General features: G+C 52.0%; 20 protein-coding genes. 5 read left to right on the top strand and 15 right to left on the bottom strand.

Features of this window, described 5'->3' with window-relative positions:
* Nucleotides 1-50 precede the first annotated feature (50 nt).
* From U5K34_RS08350 to U5K34_RS08320, 7 genes are all read right to left on the bottom strand, one after another.
* The gene (locus U5K34_RS08350) at nt 51-1289 is read right to left on the bottom strand and encodes an EAL domain-containing protein (protein WP_322567925.1); all 1239 of its coding nucleotides are present in this window, start codon (nt 1287-1289) and stop codon (nt 51-53) included.
* Between the two features lie 414 nt (nt 1290-1703).
* On the bottom strand, nt 1704-2129 hold the full coding sequence (locus tag U5K34_RS08345; protein ID WP_322567924.1) for a hypothetical protein: 426 nt from the start codon (nt 2127-2129) through the stop codon (nt 1704-1706).
* Between the two features lie 3 nt (nt 2130-2132).
* Nucleotides 2133-3104: a PIN domain-containing protein gene (locus U5K34_RS08340; protein WP_322567923.1), complete on the bottom strand. Its 972-nt coding sequence runs from the start codon at nt 3102-3104 to the stop codon at nt 2133-2135.
* A gap of 433 nt (nt 3105-3537) precedes the next feature.
* Nucleotides 3538-3834 (bottom strand): DUF3175 domain-containing protein, encoded by a 297-nt coding sequence (locus U5K34_RS08335; protein WP_322567922.1) that lies wholly within the window; start codon nt 3832-3834, stop codon nt 3538-3540.
* A 203-nt stretch (nt 3835-4037) separates the two neighbouring features.
* A complete protein-coding gene (locus U5K34_RS08330; RefSeq protein ID WP_322567921.1) occupies nt 4038-5000 on the bottom strand; it encodes a DUF523 and DUF1722 domain-containing protein in 963 nt (320 codons plus the stop codon).
* Nucleotides 4990-5583, bottom strand: a complete 594-nt coding sequence (locus U5K34_RS08325) for a hypothetical protein (RefSeq protein WP_322567920.1) — start codon at nt 5581-5583, stop codon at nt 4990-4992. Before U5K34_RS08325 ends, U5K34_RS08330 begins: the two co-directional genes overlap by 11 nt.
* 29 nt (nt 5584-5612) lie before the next feature.
* The gene (locus U5K34_RS08320; protein ID WP_322567919.1) at nt 5613-6032 is read right to left on the bottom strand and encodes a DUF6524 family protein; all 420 of its coding nucleotides are present in this window, start codon (nt 6030-6032) and stop codon (nt 5613-5615) included.
* Nucleotides 6033-6135: 103 nt separating this feature from the next.
* Here U5K34_RS08320 and U5K34_RS08315 point away from each other — a divergent pair, with 103 nt between their 5' ends.
* On the top strand, nt 6136-6687 hold the full coding sequence (locus tag U5K34_RS08315) for a hypothetical protein (protein WP_322567918.1): 552 nt from the start codon (nt 6136-6138) through the stop codon (nt 6685-6687).
* Nucleotides 6688-6715: 28 nt separating this feature from the next.
* Nucleotides 6716-8551: an ABC transporter ATP-binding protein gene (locus tag U5K34_RS08310; protein WP_322567917.1), complete on the top strand. Its 1836-nt coding sequence runs from the start codon at nt 6716-6718 to the stop codon at nt 8549-8551.
* Nucleotides 8552-9339: 788 nt separating this feature from the next.
* Here the strand turns inward: U5K34_RS08310 and U5K34_RS08305 are convergent.
* Nucleotides 9340-9741, bottom strand: coding sequence for a gamma-glutamylcyclotransferase family protein (locus U5K34_RS08305; protein ID WP_322567916.1), 402 nt, complete (start codon nt 9739-9741; stop codon nt 9340-9342).
* A gap of 364 nt (nt 9742-10105) precedes the next feature.
* Between U5K34_RS08305 and rapA the strand changes: the two genes are divergently transcribed.
* The 3 genes from rapA (at nt 10106) to U5K34_RS08290 (ending at nt 13296) form a co-directional block, all read left to right on the top strand.
* Nucleotides 10106-11812: an RNA polymerase-associated protein RapA gene (gene rapA / locus U5K34_RS08300; RefSeq protein WP_322567915.1), complete on the top strand. Its 1707-nt coding sequence runs from the start codon at nt 10106-10108 to the stop codon at nt 11810-11812.
* Between the two features lie 25 nt (nt 11813-11837).
* Nucleotides 11838-13004 (top strand): hypothetical protein, encoded by a 1167-nt coding sequence (locus tag U5K34_RS08295; RefSeq protein WP_322567914.1) that lies wholly within the window; start codon nt 11838-11840, stop codon nt 13002-13004.
* A gap of 94 nt (nt 13005-13098) precedes the next feature.
* A complete protein-coding gene (locus U5K34_RS08290; protein ID WP_322567913.1) occupies nt 13099-13296 on the top strand; it encodes a DUF6316 family protein in 198 nt (65 codons plus the stop codon).
* Nucleotides 13297-13309: 13 nt separating this feature from the next.
* On the opposite strand, the gene U5K34_RS08285 is transcribed toward U5K34_RS08290, so the two are convergent.
* The 7 genes from U5K34_RS08285 to U5K34_RS08255 all read right to left on the bottom strand — a co-directional run bounded on the left by U5K34_RS08285 (nt 13310) and on the right by U5K34_RS08255 (nt 19780).
* A complete protein-coding gene (locus tag U5K34_RS08285; RefSeq protein WP_322567912.1) occupies nt 13310-14947 on the bottom strand; it encodes a putative bifunctional diguanylate cyclase/phosphodiesterase in 1638 nt (545 codons plus the stop codon).
* A gap of 507 nt (nt 14948-15454) precedes the next feature.
* Nucleotides 15455-16267, bottom strand: coding sequence for a TIGR00282 family metallophosphoesterase (locus tag U5K34_RS08280; RefSeq protein ID WP_322567911.1), 813 nt, complete (start codon nt 16265-16267; stop codon nt 15455-15457).
* Nucleotides 16268-16496: 229 nt separating this feature from the next.
* Nucleotides 16497-16928 (bottom strand): hypothetical protein, encoded by a 432-nt coding sequence (locus tag U5K34_RS08275; RefSeq protein WP_322567910.1) that lies wholly within the window; start codon nt 16926-16928, stop codon nt 16497-16499.
* Nucleotides 16929-16941: 13 nt separating this feature from the next.
* Entirely contained in the window at nt 16942-18075 is a 1134-nt protein-coding gene (locus U5K34_RS08270; RefSeq protein ID WP_322567909.1) for an FAD/NAD(P)-binding oxidoreductase, read from the bottom strand.
* Nucleotides 18076-18157: 82 nt separating this feature from the next.
* Entirely contained in the window at nt 18158-18391 is a 234-nt protein-coding gene (locus tag U5K34_RS08265; RefSeq protein ID WP_416224066.1) for a sulfurtransferase TusA family protein, read from the bottom strand.
* 40 nt (nt 18392-18431) lie between these two features.
* Entirely contained in the window at nt 18432-18818 is a 387-nt protein-coding gene (locus U5K34_RS08260; protein WP_322567907.1) for a DsrE/DsrF/DrsH-like family protein, read from the bottom strand.
* A 92-nt stretch (nt 18819-18910) separates the two neighbouring features.
* Nucleotides 18911-19780, bottom strand: a complete 870-nt coding sequence (locus U5K34_RS08255; RefSeq protein WP_322567906.1) for an ABC transporter permease — start codon at nt 19778-19780, stop codon at nt 18911-18913.
* Nucleotides 19781-19854: the final 74 nt, after the last annotated feature.

Genomic DNA, 19854 nt, shown 5'->3' with positions numbered 1-19854 from the left:
TCTGTATCAATCCTTTTCAACCGCACATGGCCAGGTTAATTATAGGCGTCTCAGAGATAATTGTTAGTTATAAGTTCAGAAACAGACATCGGCTTACCCAATAAGTAGCCTTGAGCCATGTCGATACCGATTTTACGCAGGGCGTCGAGTTCGGCTTCCGTTTCCACACCTTCTGCCACGATCTTGCTGCCTACCGCGTGAGCGAAACCCATGAGACCACGTGCCAATTCGCATCGGTTGGCGTCGCGGTCAATATTGCGGGTGATACTTATATCGAGTTTTATAATATCGGGTTTCAAAGCCAGGATATGACGGAAGCTCGCAAATCCTGCCCCGGCATCGTCCACGGCAAGCCGCACGCCGTAGTTACGCAAAGGAAGCAAGGCATCAACCAGGTCCTCATAACAATCCACCACAGCATGTTCTGTCAACTCAAGTACCAGGCGACCATCAGGTTGCGTACAGAGTAATTCTTCAATATGACCATCAAGCAACGTTTTTGGCGAAAGGTTAACGGAAACGTAGTAACCTGATGAAATTCGCTCCGCTTCGGCAAGCACACGTCGCAAGGCCATGATCTCAAGGTCTACACCGAGACCAACCTGAGCCGCCTCGTTAAACCAGACATCGGGTGTTCTTGCCGGTTCGGCCTTGAATCGCGTCAGTGACTCGAAGCCAGTCGGCGTATTCGTTGTAATATCATATATTGGTTGAAACACAGGATTCAGCAACTCATTATCAATGACTCGGCTGATACGGTGTTTTATCTCGTTATGTTTTTCTCGTTCTTCCAGGTCCTGTTCGATTTGCTCTGCTGCAACTTCAGAAAAAGCGTGCATCATCGCCAAATCCCGCTCGTTGAGGCTATGGTCAGGATGAGTGCTGAAGCAGCAGAATGTACCGTAGATACGGCCATTTTCAAGTCTTATCGGCACGCTGAGATGAGCGCCTATAGGAAAATCCTTAGTTGCCGCCAGTTTCCGTGCCTCCTCGAGATCGTTAGCGTCTTGAATTAACTCGGGCAGGCGCCCCTCGATGACCTGCAGACAATAACTATCTTCTTCTGGATCCGACCCGCCGACCTTAACCCTGTCTTCTCCTTGTTTGGCATCAACATGGCGAAAATACCGTCGGCCATCGACAAGTTCCGATATAAAGGCAACATCCATCTTGAGGTGACGCCGAATAATGGTAAGCAGACGACTGATGAATTCCTTCGATGTGTAATTCTCAGGCTCTCCCGAAATAGTAAGCATATCTCTAATCGGAGTGTCCAGGGTATTTGACATACCTCCCCACCTTTACTGAATTGTTAATTTCCCCTTATAAATCATAGCAGTAAGAAAATCATTTGCAAACCTTTCAGATTTTTTGTCTGAAGCATATGCGTGTAGTTTAGCTGTAACCTGGCCATACAAAGCTGGGGCACAGCCCGCTATCTGGGTATTGAGGTAGATGATGTACTAAAAATGGCGGAACAAACTGAAATCAAACTGGAATTGGGCAGTGGGTGGCCAGGTATGGTCACTTACCGGCCATGAGCGGCCATTGGAGCTACGCGTCAAATCGTGGTCTGTTCCTAATTATCCTGTTCAACTCAACAACTTGAATGTTTGAATGTTGGACCTGACCCCGTTCCGCTGGTGGCAAAGCCGCAACGAAGCGAAGGTTTTGGCATCCGATGGATGGCTTGGTTATTTTTTTCACAGTTTTAAACTAGCTAAGCCCTCCGGTATTGGGCCGCCCATAAAAAAGCCATTTTCAGATACGCCAATTCCCACGCCAAATCCTGAAACCATCCCACCGCCGATTTTATTAGTACCTATTCTTGTGAACTCTTTTCCGAGCTCGCACTCAGGCAACCTTCCAGTCAAATCTCTAAATATTTTTCTCGTAGGTGAGTAGAAATATGACTGTATTTCGTTTTCGTATATTACGAACCCATCCTCTTTCTCAGCGTATTCAATTTCATTCCATGGCTCGTCAACGACAATTTGAGGTTTGGCTTTTTCACCGCTTAGGTCAATTACCGAAAGAGCACCATTTGAATGAGACAAAATAGCTTTCTTTCCCCAAAGCAAAGGGATTTTTACACTATTAAAACTGACCGACCCTATTTTAAAGTCCATGTTTCAGTCACCAATTAAGTTTTTGAGCTCAGCCTCTAAAAATTGACGTTTAGAGGATTCCATTTGACGTCTTATTTCACTTTGTATTTCTTCCTGGGGAGTAAATTCCCTGTGGATTTGCACCACTATATCAGCTAGCTTTAAATCAAGTATTACTGGGACATCAGCATGATATATTAGATTCCCATTAATTCTAGGTGGAAGAGCATTGGCCTCATCCGTAACTAAAACAAATTTACTTGTCATATTTCCATTCGCTTCTTTCTTGGACCGAAAGTCTTCTACTCGGCTAATATTATCCTCACACAATATTATGTTGTTTTGTGCTAGTTTATCGCTAAATATAAATATATCGTTTATAAGATTTTGAATCGGGGCGGGACGCTTATCCAACAATTGATTTAGATCATCCTCGCTTTTTAAATTAATTATTCGGGCAGACTTGCCTTCTTCAGTGTTGGCGCCGTTTTCAAATATTTTGTCACTTGAGACAATCACTATCGGTAATGCTGATTTTTTAGAGATCGATATCAGCTGACTCCAAATTATCCTGTCTCTAAACTCCTCTCCTTCTGCGTTTTTTGGATGTGGAGGGAGCCGAAATGATGTTCGTTGCTCTGCATCTAGGTAGTTTTCTATTCCCGGCTCAAGCAAATAGACTTCAGAAAATCGCTTCTTAATAATGCCATATACATCAACTATATTTTCTGTTTCTTCTGGTTTAGGCGATACATTAAATCCTTTTTCGTTTAGCAGCTCCCACGCTTTCCGAATGTTAGCAGCATCTTTGGCTGCCAAGTCTTTAACCCATGCATTCAGCTCTAACTGAACCGTTCTAGGAATAGCGACTGCATCACCTCTTTTAATTGCAATTTGAATTTGAGTGCGCAATCTTTCAGGGATGTTTCCTTCAAGATAATCGTTTGATCCAAGAGACCTCAGGTAATTTGTGTCAAAAACTATGTACGACGACATTTTATGTCTCTCTAGATTATGCGTTTTCGATTTCGCCCGTAAACATAACAGTGATTTACACAGAATCTGCCTTTTCCAGGATATAGACAGATTCTGTCTATTCCAGACCCGGGTCCTGATATTACAGACATTACCCATAATCGTAGCAGGGAGGAAGGGGCTTTTCGAGGTTGGCAAAGCCTCGTTTTGTCGAGATATTGGGCTTTACCCTGACGCAGGCGAATTGTCGAAGGCGACAGGACCTCGAGGTATCCGGGAATTTGTCCGACATCGCTTTTCTTTATTGAGCCTTCTGGATGACCGCTTTGGGTCGAAAACAGTCATTCCTTAACCCTGGCTATATTCAATATGTTTGTAGTTAAATGTATAACCCATAATCAGAACAGGTCAATGCGATTTGGCGGGAATTTGTCGTTTTCTCCGGGGCGGGCGGCTATTTTTTCTTCTCCCTGCCGTACAGCGTCCGTAATTCGTCCTTGGCCTGTTCCAGGATCTGCAATTGCTGCTTGTCGAGGTTCTTGCCGGCGCGGTTGATGTAGAAGACCAGCATGGACATGGCGGAGCGGTAGGGTTCGGTCTTGCGGCGGGTGCTGGCCTCGGCGGAGTCGCGCAGGGATTTGGCGATCTTCTTCGGGTCCTTCCAGGTGAAGACGCCTTCATCCAGTTCCAGGGCGTCGCTTTGCTCGGTGACTTTCTGTGACCAGCGCGAGGTTTTCTTTTTAGTCGCCATGGGGTTCTCCTGACTAAGAATCTCACCACCAAGACACCAAGACACAAAGTTAATATTTATTCTGTCAAAGACTTATTCAGGAAGTGTTTGTATACAGTTCAACACGGTAATGGCTTGTAAACATTATTTTTCTTGGTGCCTTGGCGTCTTGGTGGTTAATATCTTGTCTTGCTGGTGAATATCGTGTCCTGGTGGTTAATCACTTACAGGCTGTTGCGCAGCATGAGTTCCTCGGGATAGGGATTCATGTAGTATTGCTGATCGATGTAGGGCTGTGGATTTTTGCGCAGGTGGTGTTTAAGCAGGGTGATGGGCACGATCAGGGGCACCTGGCCGAGGCGGTATTTTTCCAGGACTTCGAGCAGTTCCTGTTTGTCGTCGCCGTCCAGCGAGTTTTTCAGGTAGCCCATGACATGCATCAGTACGTTGGTATGCCGCTTGCGCGTGGCGGGGATTTTCAGCGCCTGCATCAGGATGTCGATGTAGCTGCCGGCCAGTGAATGCAGGTGCTCCTTGCCGGCGTCGGCGACCAGACGGCCCAGCCGGCGGTAGGCGGGCTCGTCGTGGGCCAGCACGTTGAATTTGTGCCGCGAATGGAAGTCGACCAGTGCCGAGGGGCTCAGGCCGGCTTGCAGCATCTGTTGCCAGCGATAATAGACGAACACCCGCTCGATGAAGTTCTCGCGCAATACGGGATCCATCAGCCGCCCCTCTTCCTCGAACGGCAGGTTGGGCAGGCACTGCATCAGGGTTTCGGCATAAATGCCGCTGCCGGTTTTGGCGGGAACGTTGTTGTGATCGAACACCCGCACCCGCTCCATGCCACAGCTGGGCGAGTCTTTCTTTAATATATAGCCGGAAATCTGTTGCAGCTGGCCGGCGACCTCGAAGGCATAGTCACGCAGCGCGTCGGTCTTGTCCATCGTCGGGTCTTCGCTGCCGACCGCGTGTATCCCGTCTTCGCGGCGCACCAGCCGGATCGGCGGGCGGGGAATACCCAGCCCGATCGCCACTTCGGGACAATACGGAACAAATTCGAAATACTCGCTCAGGTTATTCAGGACATACACATTGCGTTTGTGCCCGCCGTCGTAACGCACCTCCTGGCCCAGCAGGCAGCTGCTGATACCGATATGGATCGTATGTGTCAGGGTATCAGCGCTCATCGTCATCGTTGCCGGATGATTTTCCATGAAGGTTTTCCCGCAGCATGTTCACGAACAGTTCGCCCTGCTCACGGGCATCGTCCAGGGCGATATGATTGTGTTCCTGTTCGGAGAACCAGCGGTTGGGCAGGTAGGGCTTGCCGCACTCGCGAAACGGCCGTTTGCGCATGCCCATGGCATAGGAGCGCATGTCGATGCCGTGCTCGCCGAAGGCGCGCCGATCGGTGAAGCGCAGCAGGTACCAGTAGATCCACATAAAGTCCCAGGTCGCCGGCCAGGCGGTGAAAATGGGATTGCCCGGCAACTGGTCGAGCCAGTCGGCGAACTCGCTCATCACCGCTTGCGGCGGCCGGGTGTTTTCCCGGCAGGCGGCCCAGGCCTCGGGGAAGTGTTGCCACCAGGCTTCCATGCGCGGGTGGGCGGTGGCGTCTTCCAGGGTGTCGAGATTGGCGCTGTAATGGGCGATTTCCTCGCCGGCCTCGTCATAGGCGACCGCGCCGATACTGAGCATCGAATGGGGACCGGGAATCGGGCCGTCGGCCTCGATATCCACGCTGACATAAATTTCCGGTTTTTTCGCCATCTTATCGGCCCGGGCTGCGCTGCAATGGTTCAGTCTTCGACATCATCAATATCGAACTGGCCGCTCAGGCGCCGGCGGATATGCGACCAGGTCATGCCCACGGCCAGCAGGGCGCTGATGACAAACAGGACCATGTAGGCCACGGTGTCAAACGAACCACGCGGGATCACGCCCCATTCCCTCAGCAACCACAGCATTGAGGCGAACAGCGCGACCACCAGCAGCATGCCAAAGCCGCCCAGCGAGCCGAGTGTGGCGCGAATAAAAATCGTCCAGCCGATAATCAGCAGGATTCCGACAAAGATCTTCAGCGACAGCGGCCCCTGCGCAGTGTCAGCCGCCCAGTGGACGAATGAGTAGCCTTCCGGGTTATAGGTACAGAAGACCAGCACCAGTGCCGCCAGAAAGCGCCAGCCGATTCCGACCCAGGTAATTTCCCTCCTCGCCATTGAACCCCCTTTTTAATTATTGCTTCCGCCCCATCCGGCAGCCGATTTGATCCTGACCCGGATATTGGAAACAATAGCGGTTCGTTTTTCCGGAGTAGTTGCAATGAGTATATCAGAACGCGATCAACAGATTCGACAAACCCACGCCCCGCTCATCCAGCAGGTGGTCAAGGCCTGCCTCAATGCCGAAGAGCGGCAGCGGCTGGAACCGATGTTGCAAATGGCCCGGGAACAGAACTGGCACGCACTGGTGGATCGCATCGAATCCATTTTGCAGGGGCAACGGGACGAATCGCTGCTGCTGAATCTGGATGAGGAAGATCAGGTAATCGTCCAGGCTATTTTGCAGGGACTGCAAAACCCCGAGACCCTGCCCGATCCCGAGGTGCAGGCCGATCCGACCATCGCCGCCCCGGGCCTGGCGCAGATGATCCACGCCGCCAATCACGGTAACAGCGAGGCGTTACAGGCGCTGGCCAACATGGCCGAATACATGATTCAAGTCCCCGGCGACATGCGCCAGCTGGGCGGGATTATTAACCGTCTGTTGCAGGGCGAGCGGGACCCCGACGTATTATGTAAAGGCATGGGACCGAGCGGCGAACAACTGGTGCTGAATATTCTCGAAGAACTCAACCAGCTGTCGCCCCAGTAACCCGATCCGCCAGCCCCGACGCCATTGTATGACCACTTCCTCCCCAACCCGGCCGGTGCCGGTTGATGACGACGCCGCCTCCGCGCCGGCGCAGGGATACGGCTGGTCCTACATTCTCAATGCAACGCTGCGCCACAAACGCGAGCTGGTCAAGGCCAACCTCATTGCCGTGGTCGCGGTGCTGGCCAGCGTGCCCATCCCGTTGATGATGCCGCTGCTGGTGGACGAGGTGTTGCTGGAACAGCCCGGGCCGCTGGTCGGGTTTATGCAGGGGCTGTTTCCCGCGCCGTGGCACGGTCCGGTGCTGTATATTCTGTTCATCCTGCTGGTCACTGTATTACTGCGCCTGAGTTCGATCATGTTCACAGTCTGGCAGACTCGCCAGTTCACCCTGGTGGCCAAGGATGTGGTGTATCGCATTCGTCGCACGCTGTTAAATCGCCTGCGACGCATCTCCATGGCCGAGTACGAAACCCTCGGCAGCGGGACGGTGGCCTCCTACTTTGTGACCGATCTCAATGCCATCGACGAGTTTATCGGCCAGTCGGTGAGCAAGACCCTGATTGCCGGCCTGTCGCTGATCGGGGTTACCGCGGTATTGCTCTGGCTGCACTGGCAACTGGCCCTGTTTATCCTGTTTCTCAATCCGCTGGTGATCTATTTCACCGTCACTCTGGGCAAAAAGGTCAAGACACTCAAAAAGCGCGAGAACAAGGCCTTTGAGCTGTTTCAGGAATCCCTGGTGGAAACCCTCGACGCGGTGCGCCAGATACGCGCCAGTAATCGCGAGCGCCATTATCTGGGCCGGGTGATCGACGCCGCACGCCGGGTGAAAAGCCACTCGGCCGACTACTCCTGGAAATCCGATGCCGCCAGTCGACTCTCGTTCGGCGTGTTTCTGCTCGGCTTTGACAGCTTTCGCGCCATCGGCATGTTAATGGTGGTGTTCTCGGATCTGACCATTGGCCAGATGATGGCGGTGTTCGGTTATCTGTGGTTCATGATGACACCGGTGCAGGAACTGCTGAACCTGCAGTATGCGTTCTATTCCGCGAAAGCCGCCCTGCAGCGCATCAATACCCTGCTCGACCTGCGCCTGGAGCCCCGCTATCCCCATCATCAGAATCCGTTTTCCGGCAAGATCACCACCGGCATTCGCCTGGACGACATCAGTTTTACCTATGGCGACAACGAACCGGTGTTGCGTCATGTTTCGCTGAACGTCAAACCGGGGGAGAAAATCGCGCTGGTCGGCGCCAGCGGCGGCGGCAAATCCACGCTGGTTCAGGTGCTGCTTGGCATCTATCCCTTTGACAGCGGCATGCTCTATTTCGATGATGTGCCGATTACCCGCATTGGTCTGGATGTGGTGCGCGAGAACGTCGTCACGGTGCTGCAGCAGCCGGCCATGTTCAATGACACCGTTCGCCACAACCTGACCCTGGGAGAGGAACAGGACGACGCACAACTGTGGCAGGCTCTGCGCATTGCCCAGCTCGAAGAGATCGTCTTACAGATGCCGCACAGGCTGGACACGCTGATCGGCCGCCAGGGCGTGCGCCTCTCCGGCGGCCAGCAGCAGCGCCTGGCCATTGCCCGCATGATCCTGGCCAACCCGAAAATCGTCATTCTGGATGAAGCCACCTCGGCCCTGGATATCGACACCGAAGCACGCCTGCACCGGGCCCTGCATGATTACCTGCAGGAACGCACCACGTTGATCATCGCCCACCGGCTCAGCGCGGTGCGCCAGGCCGATCGGGTCTATGTCTTCGAGGATGGGCATATTATCGAACATGGCTCGCACGAAGAGTTGATCGAAGCCGGCGGGCTGTATCAACGGCTTTACGGAAAACAGGCATAAAATCGGAGTTGGCAGATGGCAGATGGCAGATGGCAGATGGCAGATGGCAGATGGCAGAAAATTCTAATTCAGTTTTTGCTGTCAACTGCCATCTGAAAACTGTCAACTTTCTTTTCACCGCTACATGACAATCGACCGGGAATCGTCACATAAGCTTCGCCAATGTGACCTACGGCTGAATAGTGAGCCTGTGGGAGCGCCCCACGGGCGCGACTGCCGAATCTGGCACCAGTCGCGGTCGAAGCCCGCTCCTACAGGGATTGGGTTGAACGTTGGCAAATAGCTGAATAGTGAGCCTGTAGGAGCGTCCCGCGGGCGCGACTGCCGAATCTGGCACCAGTCGCGGTCGAAGCCCGCTCCTACAGGGATTGGGTTGAGAGTTGGCAGAGAAATTTTAAATGATGAATTTTGAATGTTGAATGTTGAATTTAAACCCGGCAGCCTAGGTCAGGTTGTGCGCAGCATTACCTGACAATCGACCGGGAATCGTCACATAGGCTTCGCCAATGTAACCTACGGCTGAATAGTGAGCCTGTAGGAGCGTCCCGCGGGCGCGACTGCCGAATCTGGCACCAGTCGCGGTCGAAGCCCGCTCCTACAGGGATTGGGTTGAGAGTTGGCAGTTGGCAGTTGGCAGTTGGCAGTTGGCAGTTGGCAGTTGGCAGTTGGCAGTTGGCAGTTGGCAGTTGGCAGTTGGCAGTTGGCAGTTGGCAAAACTCTGATTCAGGGCTTTTTGGCTGTCAACTGCCATCTGACGTCTGCCAACTTCGCTTTTCTGCCAACTTTCCCTAGCGAATATAACGCAGGAAGTTTTCCAGGTGTTGTTCGATGAATTGTTGTTGATCCCACTGGCGGGATGAGAGCAGGCGGCCTTTTTCGTCGGGGATCACGTAGGCCATGGCGAACAACTCCAACCCCTCTTTTGTCGTCACTCTGACCTGCCGCTTTTCATAACAGGTATCTTCGTAGTGATCGATTTTGCGGTGAATCGCGGGGTCCAGATCCCGGTATAATGTTCCCTGCAAGCCCTCTCCCGGTGTCACAATAATGCCGGGGTAGACTTCGCCCTCCAGGCGATAACGGGCATAGCCGTTCAACCTGGCCGGGGTGCCGTCCAGGCTCTGGCCGGTCACGGCCGCAAACACTTCGGGTAATTCGAGGGTGCCGTAAGTAAACAGATGAGCGGACATTGCCCCTCCTTTATAAATAACATGTATCACACCAGTTCAGTGTTTCGAATGCCCGGTCACGTTGTTCACAAGATTTACTTCGCTTCGCTCGCAATGACGACAATAGTGGGGTCATTGCGAGGAACAACTTAACAAAGCAATCTCTCCGGACCTGGCATTCAGAACACTTATGAGGAATTTTAAAGCAAACATTACGCCATCACTATTCGGGTAATTACTTATATACTTCCAAGATGATCACAATTTGACAGGCGTCACATTGGCCTGTTCCCTGCCGCCTTTTTGTGCACGACATTCGCGCTTGCACAATTTACGTGCAGGGACAAGACTGTCTGTGGGCCCCGTTATTTGACACAATCGCGACATGGAAAATTTCATCCCAGGCCAGCGCTGGTACAGCGACAATGAACCGGAACTCGGTCTGGGTATCGTACGGACTGTCGAGCCCCGGCAGGTCCATCTCTACTTTCCGGCGATCGATGAAGATCGCCTCTATCGACTGGATAATGCCCCGCTGACGCGAATGCGTTTTCTGCCCCATGACACCGTCAATGATGATCAGGGCACAAAGTGGTCTGTCACTCACGTGGAAGAGCATGACGGCGTGCTCATCTATTATGGTCACGACGAGCAGGGCCACCCCGGCCAGATCGTTGAAACCGCTCTGGCGCCCCGCTTGCAACTCAGCCGGCCACAGGACCGGTTACTCGGCGGGCATATCGACTCCGCCCGCCTTTACCGGTTACGCCAGATGATCCGCGAGCGACAGCACGCGTTATTGCCGGCGCCCGTCCATGGGCTGTGCGGCTGCCGGGTCGACCTGGTGCCGCATCAGCTCTACATTGCTCATGAAGTCGCCAACCGCGCCACGCCCCGGGTACTCCTGGCCGATGAGGTGGGACTGGGCAAGACCATCGAGGCGGGCCTCATCATGCACAAGCAATTGCTGGACGAGCGCATTGCCCGGGCGCTGATCCTGGTGCCGGAAAACCTTCTGCATCAATGGCTGGTGGAAATGTTGCGCCGCTTTAATCTGCGCTTCAGTTTGCTGGACGAACAACGCTGCCAGGCCCTGAGCGAACAGGACGACAATCCCTTCGAGACCGAGCAGCTGGTTCTGTGCCCGCTGGAAATGTTCATGAGCCATACCGAGCGCCAGCAACAGGCGTTAACGGCGTCATGGGATCTGCTGGTCGTCGACGAGGCCCATCATCTTGACTGGCAGCCCGAACGGGTCAGCCCCGAATACCGTTTTATCGAACAACTGGCGGCGCGCATCCCGGCGGTGCTGTTATTGACCGCGACGCCGGAACAGCTGGGCATCGCCGGCCATTTTGCCCGCCTGCGACTGCTGGATCCGCAACGCTTTTTTGATCTGGATGAATTCCTTGAAGAAGAAGCCCTTTATCAGCCGATCCTGCGAGCGGTGAATGCGTTGCTGGAGGATCAACCGCTGGGTGAGGCCTCACGGGAGGCACTGCATCTGGCGCTCGGCGAGCACCCCGCCTTCGAGCGCCTGATGTCGCTCGCCAATCATGCGCCAACGGACGAGTGGCATCGCACGGAACATCATCATGCCCGTCAGCAACTGATTCATCTGCTGGTCGATCGTCATGGCACCGGCCGGGTCCTGTTTCGCAATACCCGCGCGGCGATCAGCGGGTTTCCCGAGCGGCAGCTGCACGCCACCGCCCTGCCCCTGCCCGACGCCTATGCGCAAGCGTATGCCAGTGCCTGCGATGACGACACCACCTGGCGGTTGAACCCGGAACAACTCTGGTCGCAACAGAACGAGGCCGCAACCGACTGGGTCGCGTTTGATCCCCGGGTGCAATGGGTAATCGAGACCGTACGCGAATACCGGGGTGAAAAGTTTCTTCTGATCTGCGCGCAGGCACAGACGGCTCGCACACTGCATCACTACCTGGCCGATCGGGTCGGTCTGCGTTGCGCCGTTTTTCATGAGCAGATGAGCATTATCGAGCGGGATCGGGCCGCCGCCTATTTTGCCGACCCGGAAGAAGGCGCCCGGTTGCTGATCTGCTCGGAGATCGGCAGCGAAGGGTCGTAATTTCCAGTTTGCTCATCATCTGCTGATGTTCGACCTGCCCGCGCACCCGGATCTGCTCGAACAGCGCATTGGTCGCCTGGATCGCATTGGTCAGACACAAACCGTACAGATCCATGTCGCTTATCTGGCAGACACGCCGCAAAGTATTCTCTACCGTTTATATCACGACGCGCTGGATGCTTTTTTACATCCCTGTGCCACCGGCGATGCCGTGTTTACCCGGTTTCGGGAAGCCATCGACGCGGAGATGCATCAGCCATCGAACATCACCACCTCGTTCGAGACACTGCTGGGGGAAATCGCGGAGTATCATCAACAACTTTCTCAACAACTGGACGCCGGCCGCGATCGGCTGCTCGAACTCAACTCCTACCGGGCCGAAGAAGCCGATTATCTGCAACAGGCCATTCGCCGTCTGGATAACGATCCGCGACTGTCTGAATTTCTGGAGGAGGCCTGTGCCCAGTTCGGGGTCGATCTGGAGGTGCATGGCAGTGATAGCCATGTCATGCATCCCGGTGCGCACATGCTGGTGGATCACTTCCCCGGCCTGCCGGATGACGGGCTGACGCTCACCTTCTCCCGCGCCACCGCTCTGGCCCGCGAGGAGTGGCAGTTTATGAGCTGGGAACATCCGATGATTCGCGGCATCATGGATCAGGTTCTGGAAGCGCGCCAGGGCAACGCCGCGCTGGCGATTCTGCGGGCCAGCGGTCTGCCCGCCGGAACTCTGCTGCTGGAGTGCCATTTTATTCTCGAGGGCATGGCGCCCAGACGGCTGCAATTGCCGCGCTTTTTGCCCCCGACCCTGGTGCGCCGGGTGGTTGATTCCGAGGGGCGGGATCTCAGCGAGCGGTTCCCGGCCGACACACTGCGCATCCTCCCCACCGAGCTGGACAAGACCACCCGTAACCGGATCCTGCGCGCCCGTCAGGACAGCTTGCGAGACATGTTTGACCGGGCCGAAACCCTGGTGCAGGCACCGGCACGCGAAATACTCGAACAGGCCAACCGGCATATGCTGAGCCTGCTGGAGACCGATATCACCCGCCTGCAACACCTGGCCACCATCAATCCCAACGTCCGCGATGAAGAAATCCGGCAGCTTCAGGCGCAGCGGGACGCGTTGTCCCGTCACATTCTGCAGATCGAACCCACACTGGATGCCGTGCGACTATTGATCGCCGGTTAAGCCGTCATCCAAAGACCGGTATTTTTCTCGGGAAATTGACGAACGCAGTGCCGGGGTCTATAGATCACAAAGCAACCATCATGGAGAACCTGTCATGCACGTGCATCGCCGGGGTGAGCAGGGCGCGATTCCCTTTCGCAGCGGCCGTTTATTCAATATCGATACCCGCTGGTATTTTGCCTGTCGGACAGGGCTGGACAAGGGCCCCTACGATAGTCGCGATGAAGCCGAAGCCGCCCTGTCCCTCTTTATCCGGGACATGAACACCCGGGATCAACGCCTGTATGACTGAAATAACGTATCGCTCAGGCCGGACTGTCGGCACGCGCCGCCAGCAACTCGGTAACGGGGCCATGCGCCAGCCAGCGTCGAAATTCCGCAACGCTGACAGGCCGGCAGATGTAATAGCCCTGGGCAAGATCGCAACGCAATATTTCGAGCAATTCATAGGCGTCCTGCGCCTCGACACCTTCGGCAATCACCCGCCGTCCCATGTTATGCGCCAGATCGATGGTCGTGCGGACAATCACCGCGTCATTATCATCGCGGCTCATATCCCGCACAAACGATTTGTCGATTTTGATCTCATCGGCCGGAATCTGCTTGAGATAGGCCAGTGACGAATAACCGGTACCAAAATCATCAATCGCCAGGCTGACGCCCATTTCATGCAATTGCTCAATCACCACGCGCATCCCATGTGAATCGGTCATCACACTGTTTTCGGTAATCTCCAGCATCAACCGGGCCGGATTAATCCGGTAGCGCTCGATCAGTTCGCGCAATTTTTCAGGCAATAGGGCATCCTGGATATCATGAATGGAAAGGTTCACGCTCATGCGTAAATCCAGTCCTTCCTTTTGCCATTCGGCCATTTGCTGTAGTGCAGTGCGCAAAATGTACTGGGATAACGGTCGCATCAGGTTCGACTGCACCGCCAGGGGAATAAACTCATCCGGCATCACCAGTCCCAGCTCCGGATGCTGCCAGCGGGCCAGGGCTTCCACCCCCCAGACCTTCTTGTGCTGCATATCGATAATCGGCTGGTAGTGCAGCGTAATCTGCCGGTTATCCATGGCATCACGCAGATTACACAACATGCTCAGACGCTGGGTGGTGTATTGATCCTCGCTCGCGTCGTAAAACGCATAACCGGACCCGCTCTCCTTGGCCATGTACATGGCCACGTCGGCATGCTGAATCAGCATATCCGCCGAGGGACCATCCTCGGGATAACAGGCCAGACCGATACTGATACCAATCGGTATCTGGCGACGGTCGATTCGAAACGGGTCCTGCATAAAACGGACGATATTCTGCGCCACCACTTCTGCTGTCTTATCATTTGCGCCCGGCAACAACACCGCAAACTCATCCCCGCCAAGGCGAACGAAGGTATCCGTCACCCGCAACACTTTCTTGATCCGGGTCGCGACATGCTGAATCAGCCTGTCACCGGCCTGGTGTCCCATCGAATCGTTAACTTCCTTGAACTGGTTCAGATCCATCATCAGTACCACGAACTCGAAGTGAGCTGACGAGCTGTCCTTGATCAGACCTTCAATCTTCTCATACAGGAAATTGCGGTTGGGTAATCCGGTCAGGTGATCATGATAGGCGTAATGGAGTTCCAGCGCGGAAATACGCCGGATGTATTCAATACTGGAAAGACTGCTACGGGTGATTAACAGCACGAACAGGCTGCCGCCCAGAAAGACCATTGCCACAAGAATTTCCGCAATGCCAGGGACAGCCTGACGGCTCAGCATCGTCAACTGGGCAATATAGCCGGCAATAAACAAGACCAGCAAAATAAAAATGAAATTCCAGGTCAGGTCGGTGCATTCCTTTTCCTGACAAATTTTCCTGACCGGACGCAACGAGGAGAGCAGTAATACCAGGCCAACCACCACGAGGGACATCGTTATGTACTTCAGCACCATAACCCCACCTAAAAGTATTCCGTCCCGCTAACAGGGAACAAATATAATAATTATTCTGTTTAATCCGACTTGGGTCGAACCGGGCTGGCGTGCTCAAAAAGTCACCATCGCCCATGCTGGAAAGTCGATTCAGCAATGCTATGAATTTACGTGATTTAGAATCATTCAAAAAATAATATCCATAGACGCTGTATCAATTATTGTTACTGCTCTGCAGAATAAATACAAGGGCGGCATAATAGAATCAACAAAGACGGAGTCGAGTCAAGTAGCCAATGCGCCAGATTGGTGCTGGAATCATATTTATTAGCCCGAGCAAACCGGCGCCTGGACAAAAAATAGTCACCCCGAGAGGGACATAATGGAAGAATTCGGAGTTGAGTAGAAAAGCAGGTGTGGGGTGTCCACAAAGTTGTTAAGCCTGTGAGAGACGTTAAGCTAAGCGTCCCGGTTACAAGATTCGACATCCAGTATGTGGACAAATTAGCAAATCTGGAACTGGCGCCTCTATACACAAAGTTGATGACTGGTCAATTCAGACTCCCTCATCCGTAATCGCTGAATATCTATACATCTACCTGTTTTTTCATTCAACTCAAGCAGTGCAGCGTGAAGTGTACCTTCACCATGGGCAACAGTTAATGAGACAGACTCCTTGTCAATCAAACGCCTCATGGACTGATTAATATCCATCCCAACAACAGAATTATAACACCCGGTCATGCCGACATCGGTGAGGTAGCCTGTCCCCCTGGGAAGCACACATTCATCAGCAGTTGGAACATGCGTGTGCGTGCCAATAACCGCAGATACTCGCCCATCCAGGTACCATCCCATGGCAATCTTCTCGCTTGCCACTTCTGCGTGCACATCAACAACAACACAACTCACATCTGATGGTTTGTTTGCCAATGCATCATCTGCAGCCTTGAAAAGGCATGATAACGATGAGGGCATAAAGAGGTTACCCAGAAGGTTAAGTATTCCAATTTTAGCTCGACTTTTAGTAGTAACTACATGCCAGCCACTACCCGGAGTTCCAACGGGATAATTATAAGGCCTGAGCAAACGAGGTTCGGTAACGATATAATTAATTACTTCTGATTTATCCCATGCGTGGTTACCATTTGTCAAAACATCAACACCAAGGGAGAACAGCTCCTCAGCCGTTTCAGACGTGACACCCTTACCATCCGCTATGTTTTCAGCATTAGCGATGACAAGATCGATCGGGTAACTGGAATGTAAACAAGGAAGCGCAGAAGCTATGGCCCGTTTGCCTGGCTCGCCGACAACATCACCGATAAATAACACAAGCATATGAAGAGCCCTTAACGCACTATAAGACCTCAAGTTGTAGAACCCGAAGCAGAGTCAAAACAGCATATCCTTGCAATACAACTTGAAAATAACCAGTTATCGATGACTTACAGGTAGATCTTACTATTAGCTCAGCCACTACCGCACAAAATCTGTATTAATACGTGCATTGAGCGTAAGTGGCTGGCTGCTCAGCTTGTGATAGAGGTTGTGAATGTATTACCGAAAGCTAAGCGGAACTCCCTCCCTTATGGTGTTGCTCGCGCAGGCTATGGCTCATATGCTTGCCTATAAGCGACAGGAGTCTTATACCCTCTTGCGTGCCAGGATCTTTGGCGACACGCACCATGCAACCAAACCCACCTGTTGCGGGTGGCGCAGCGGATATTTCCTGGCTCGTCGCATGAATCGCCTCTGAAAGGGCAATGAGCAAATTCTGACTTTCAGGCTTGTCAAGGACCTGGAGTAGGCGCATCAGACCTTCATTACGTGTCAGTCGATCTAGAAGCGTTAACCCCTCACTCATTGTACCAGCTATACGTGTGACAATTTCATCAGACATTGCATCACGAGCTGCTGATACGAGGTTGGCGATTTCAACCAACCCTTCAATGTCATTCCGATCAAGATTGTCTAAAGTTGCTTCATTTTCAGTAGTCATAATATCTGCTTCCTTAGAGTAATCCGCGGACACTGGACCAGTACATCTGGTTATAGGCCATTTTAAACCAGTGCATCGGTTTGGATGATGGCTTCAGATCAGGCGGGTTTTTATAGTCAAACATTGCATGAGTCGCACTGTCATGCCCGGTCTCAATGAAACAGTAAACTTTCCCGTCATAATCTCTTACAGGAATGCCGATTTTGATAATTGAAGCAATATTCTCGGCAACAACCTCTGCTTCGAAATGAGCCGCGGACCCGGTCTTGCTGACAGGCAGGTTCGTCGTATCACCCAACACATAAACATTGTCATAGCCTTCCATTGTCAGCCTGTGCCTGTCTGTTGGTATCCAACCACCTGTTCCAAGGTTGTTTTTCTCAACAACCTCCATGCCGGTGTGCGGAGGAATTGCGATCAACATGTCATACTTGGTTTCGGTTCCTTCCTCGCTTCTGACCACCTTGTTCTCCGGATCAACCTCTTTAACATTGAACAGAGTTTCATATTCAATTCCCATCCTGTCGAATTCAGGTTTTGCCCATGTGGCCACATTGGCGATCGTATGAATTCTGCCAATCGGATAGTGGTATTTGATCTTGATTTTGTCGCGTATACCTTTTGCAGTAAAGTAATCATGCAGTGCGAACACGAGTTCAACAGGAGCAATGGGACATTTATGAGGCACGCCAACCGCAACTGCTATTGTTCCTTCCTCAATTTCACGCAGCCGCTTGAACATCTTGACTGCGCCGGCTTCAGAATAAAAAGTATCCGCACCTTCGGACATACCAGGAATCTGCTCTGGAGCAATGCGCGAACCTGTCGCAATTACCAGCATGTCATACTCATGTGTTTTTCCACTCTTTGTAATTACCTTGTTATTATCGAGCTGGAACTCTTCTGCAGGATCCACATGGAAATCGATACCAGGCTCGAGAAGGCTCTGCTGGTCCCTATACAGCTGGTCTGGTGTCATCTGCCCAAATGCCACATATAAAAGACCAGGCTGGTACATGTGCTTATCCGATGCTGAAAGCATCGTTAATTTAACTTTACGACTTCGAATTTCGGAGGCCAAGCGTCGCGCCAGATTATTAGCCAGAATGGTACCACCTGTGCCACCGCCAACAATTAGAATTCTCATTGCATTCTCCTATCCAAACTTGAACCAGGCTATTGTTACTGCTGGTCAGGGTTTACCATTCAGACACAACAGACAACACCTGTTATTTCATTTTGCGAATAAAAATATGCCAAACGCCGTCGATCTTCTCACTGCTGACAAGCTCATGACCGACCTTGTTAACCCATTCTGGCACATCATTACCAGAACCTTCGTCAGTTGATAATAACTCCAGTGTCTCGCCAACTTCCGCTTGTTTCATATGTGTGATCAGCTCCATAAGAGGCCCTGGGCAAAACGTATCTCTTGCATCGATTACTTTATTAGTATCACTCATCATTAATACCTCATTTAATTGCCATTACTGGGCGCATATATTAGAATGTAACCATATGCCCTTCTTCGGCATCACTCAAAAAGCGTGTAAGTCCGGTTGGTGGGCCAAGCTCAGGCTCAAGATCTTCACCGGTAATTTCCATCAAATCGAGCGCCATCGAGCAAGGCAATAGCTTCGCATCACCCAGCTCTACTGCTTGCTGGAACAGTTGTTTGAAAGGCGGGACGCCTTTTTTCGACATAAGTTCACCAAGCTCGCCTTCAACAGGAGCGGCTTCACTATAGTGCTTCGTAAAGTATGGCAAAGCGTTCATGGACAGAAATACTACGACTTCATCACCAGACGCAGCGGCAACAGATGCAAACATTGCAGCCATTTGCATTTTTTCGTGCGTCCCAGTGACACACACTATATTAAGCTTTGACATTTTGTCTCCATATCCTCTAATTAATCGATCTACATCAAAACGTTGAATTAACTATTGAACTCGGTATCAGTTTCAAGAGATAGCCGTGATAATCATTTTTTGTTCCAGGAGAACTGCTTGATCAGCATTACAAGAATACTGTCCAGGATATAACCGACGAGACCGATTACGAGTATAACTCCCATAAGATTCGGGTAATTCATGCTCTCTCGTGCATCCTGTATTGCGTACCCAAATCCGGAGGTCACACCCAGGAATTCGGCGGGGATAATTACGATCCACGCAACACCCAGTGCGAGTCGAATACCAGTAAAAATATCAAAAGCAATCGCCGGAAAAATAATTGTTTTTAGAATATGCAGCGGATTCGCGCCAAGATTTTTAGCCACTTTAAACCAGCTTGGATCTACTTTCTGCAATCCGGCCGCAGTAGAGAACATTACCGGCCATACAGCAGCAATGGTAATCAGGAAGATAATTGCATCATTCCATGTCAAAAATGCAACTACCGCGATCGGCTCCCATGACAATGGGCTGATCATCCGCATAAACTGAAATGGAACGTTAGTAAGTTTCTGGAACGATGCTATACGTCCCATTACGATTCCAATTGGAACACCAATGGCTATAGCAAACAGCATTCCCATTCCAAGTCGATAACCACTGTTTACAAGAGCGTCAGGAATCGAACCGCTGGCCCACAGCCCAGGCAGTGCTTCGAAGGCCTGTATTATTCCGAATGACTTAAAAAAAGAATTTGACGGATCCAGCGTAATCAGAAAAATCCCTAGCCACCACAGGCCGAACAGGATAGCCAAACCAACCAGTATATTACCGAAACCACATGCCGTGCACTTGAACATGGTGCACATCTGACAATACATAACATAGAATCGATCGTCTCGGGGCTTCACTGTTGCCGCTCCATCATTACCTACCGATAAAACATCATTATCATTCATCGTTTTACATCTCCACGCTGTGCGGTTAAATAATCACGCACAAAACCGATAACCTAACGTACTCTCTGCTTTAT

Source organism: Thiohalophilus sp. (assembly GCF_034521165.1).
Classification (GTDB): Bacteria; Pseudomonadota; Gammaproteobacteria; order UBA6429; family Thiohalophilaceae; genus Thiohalophilus.
The sequence above is the reverse complement of the archived record's forward strand: the minus strand, read 5'-3'. Positions and strand labels throughout refer to the sequence as shown.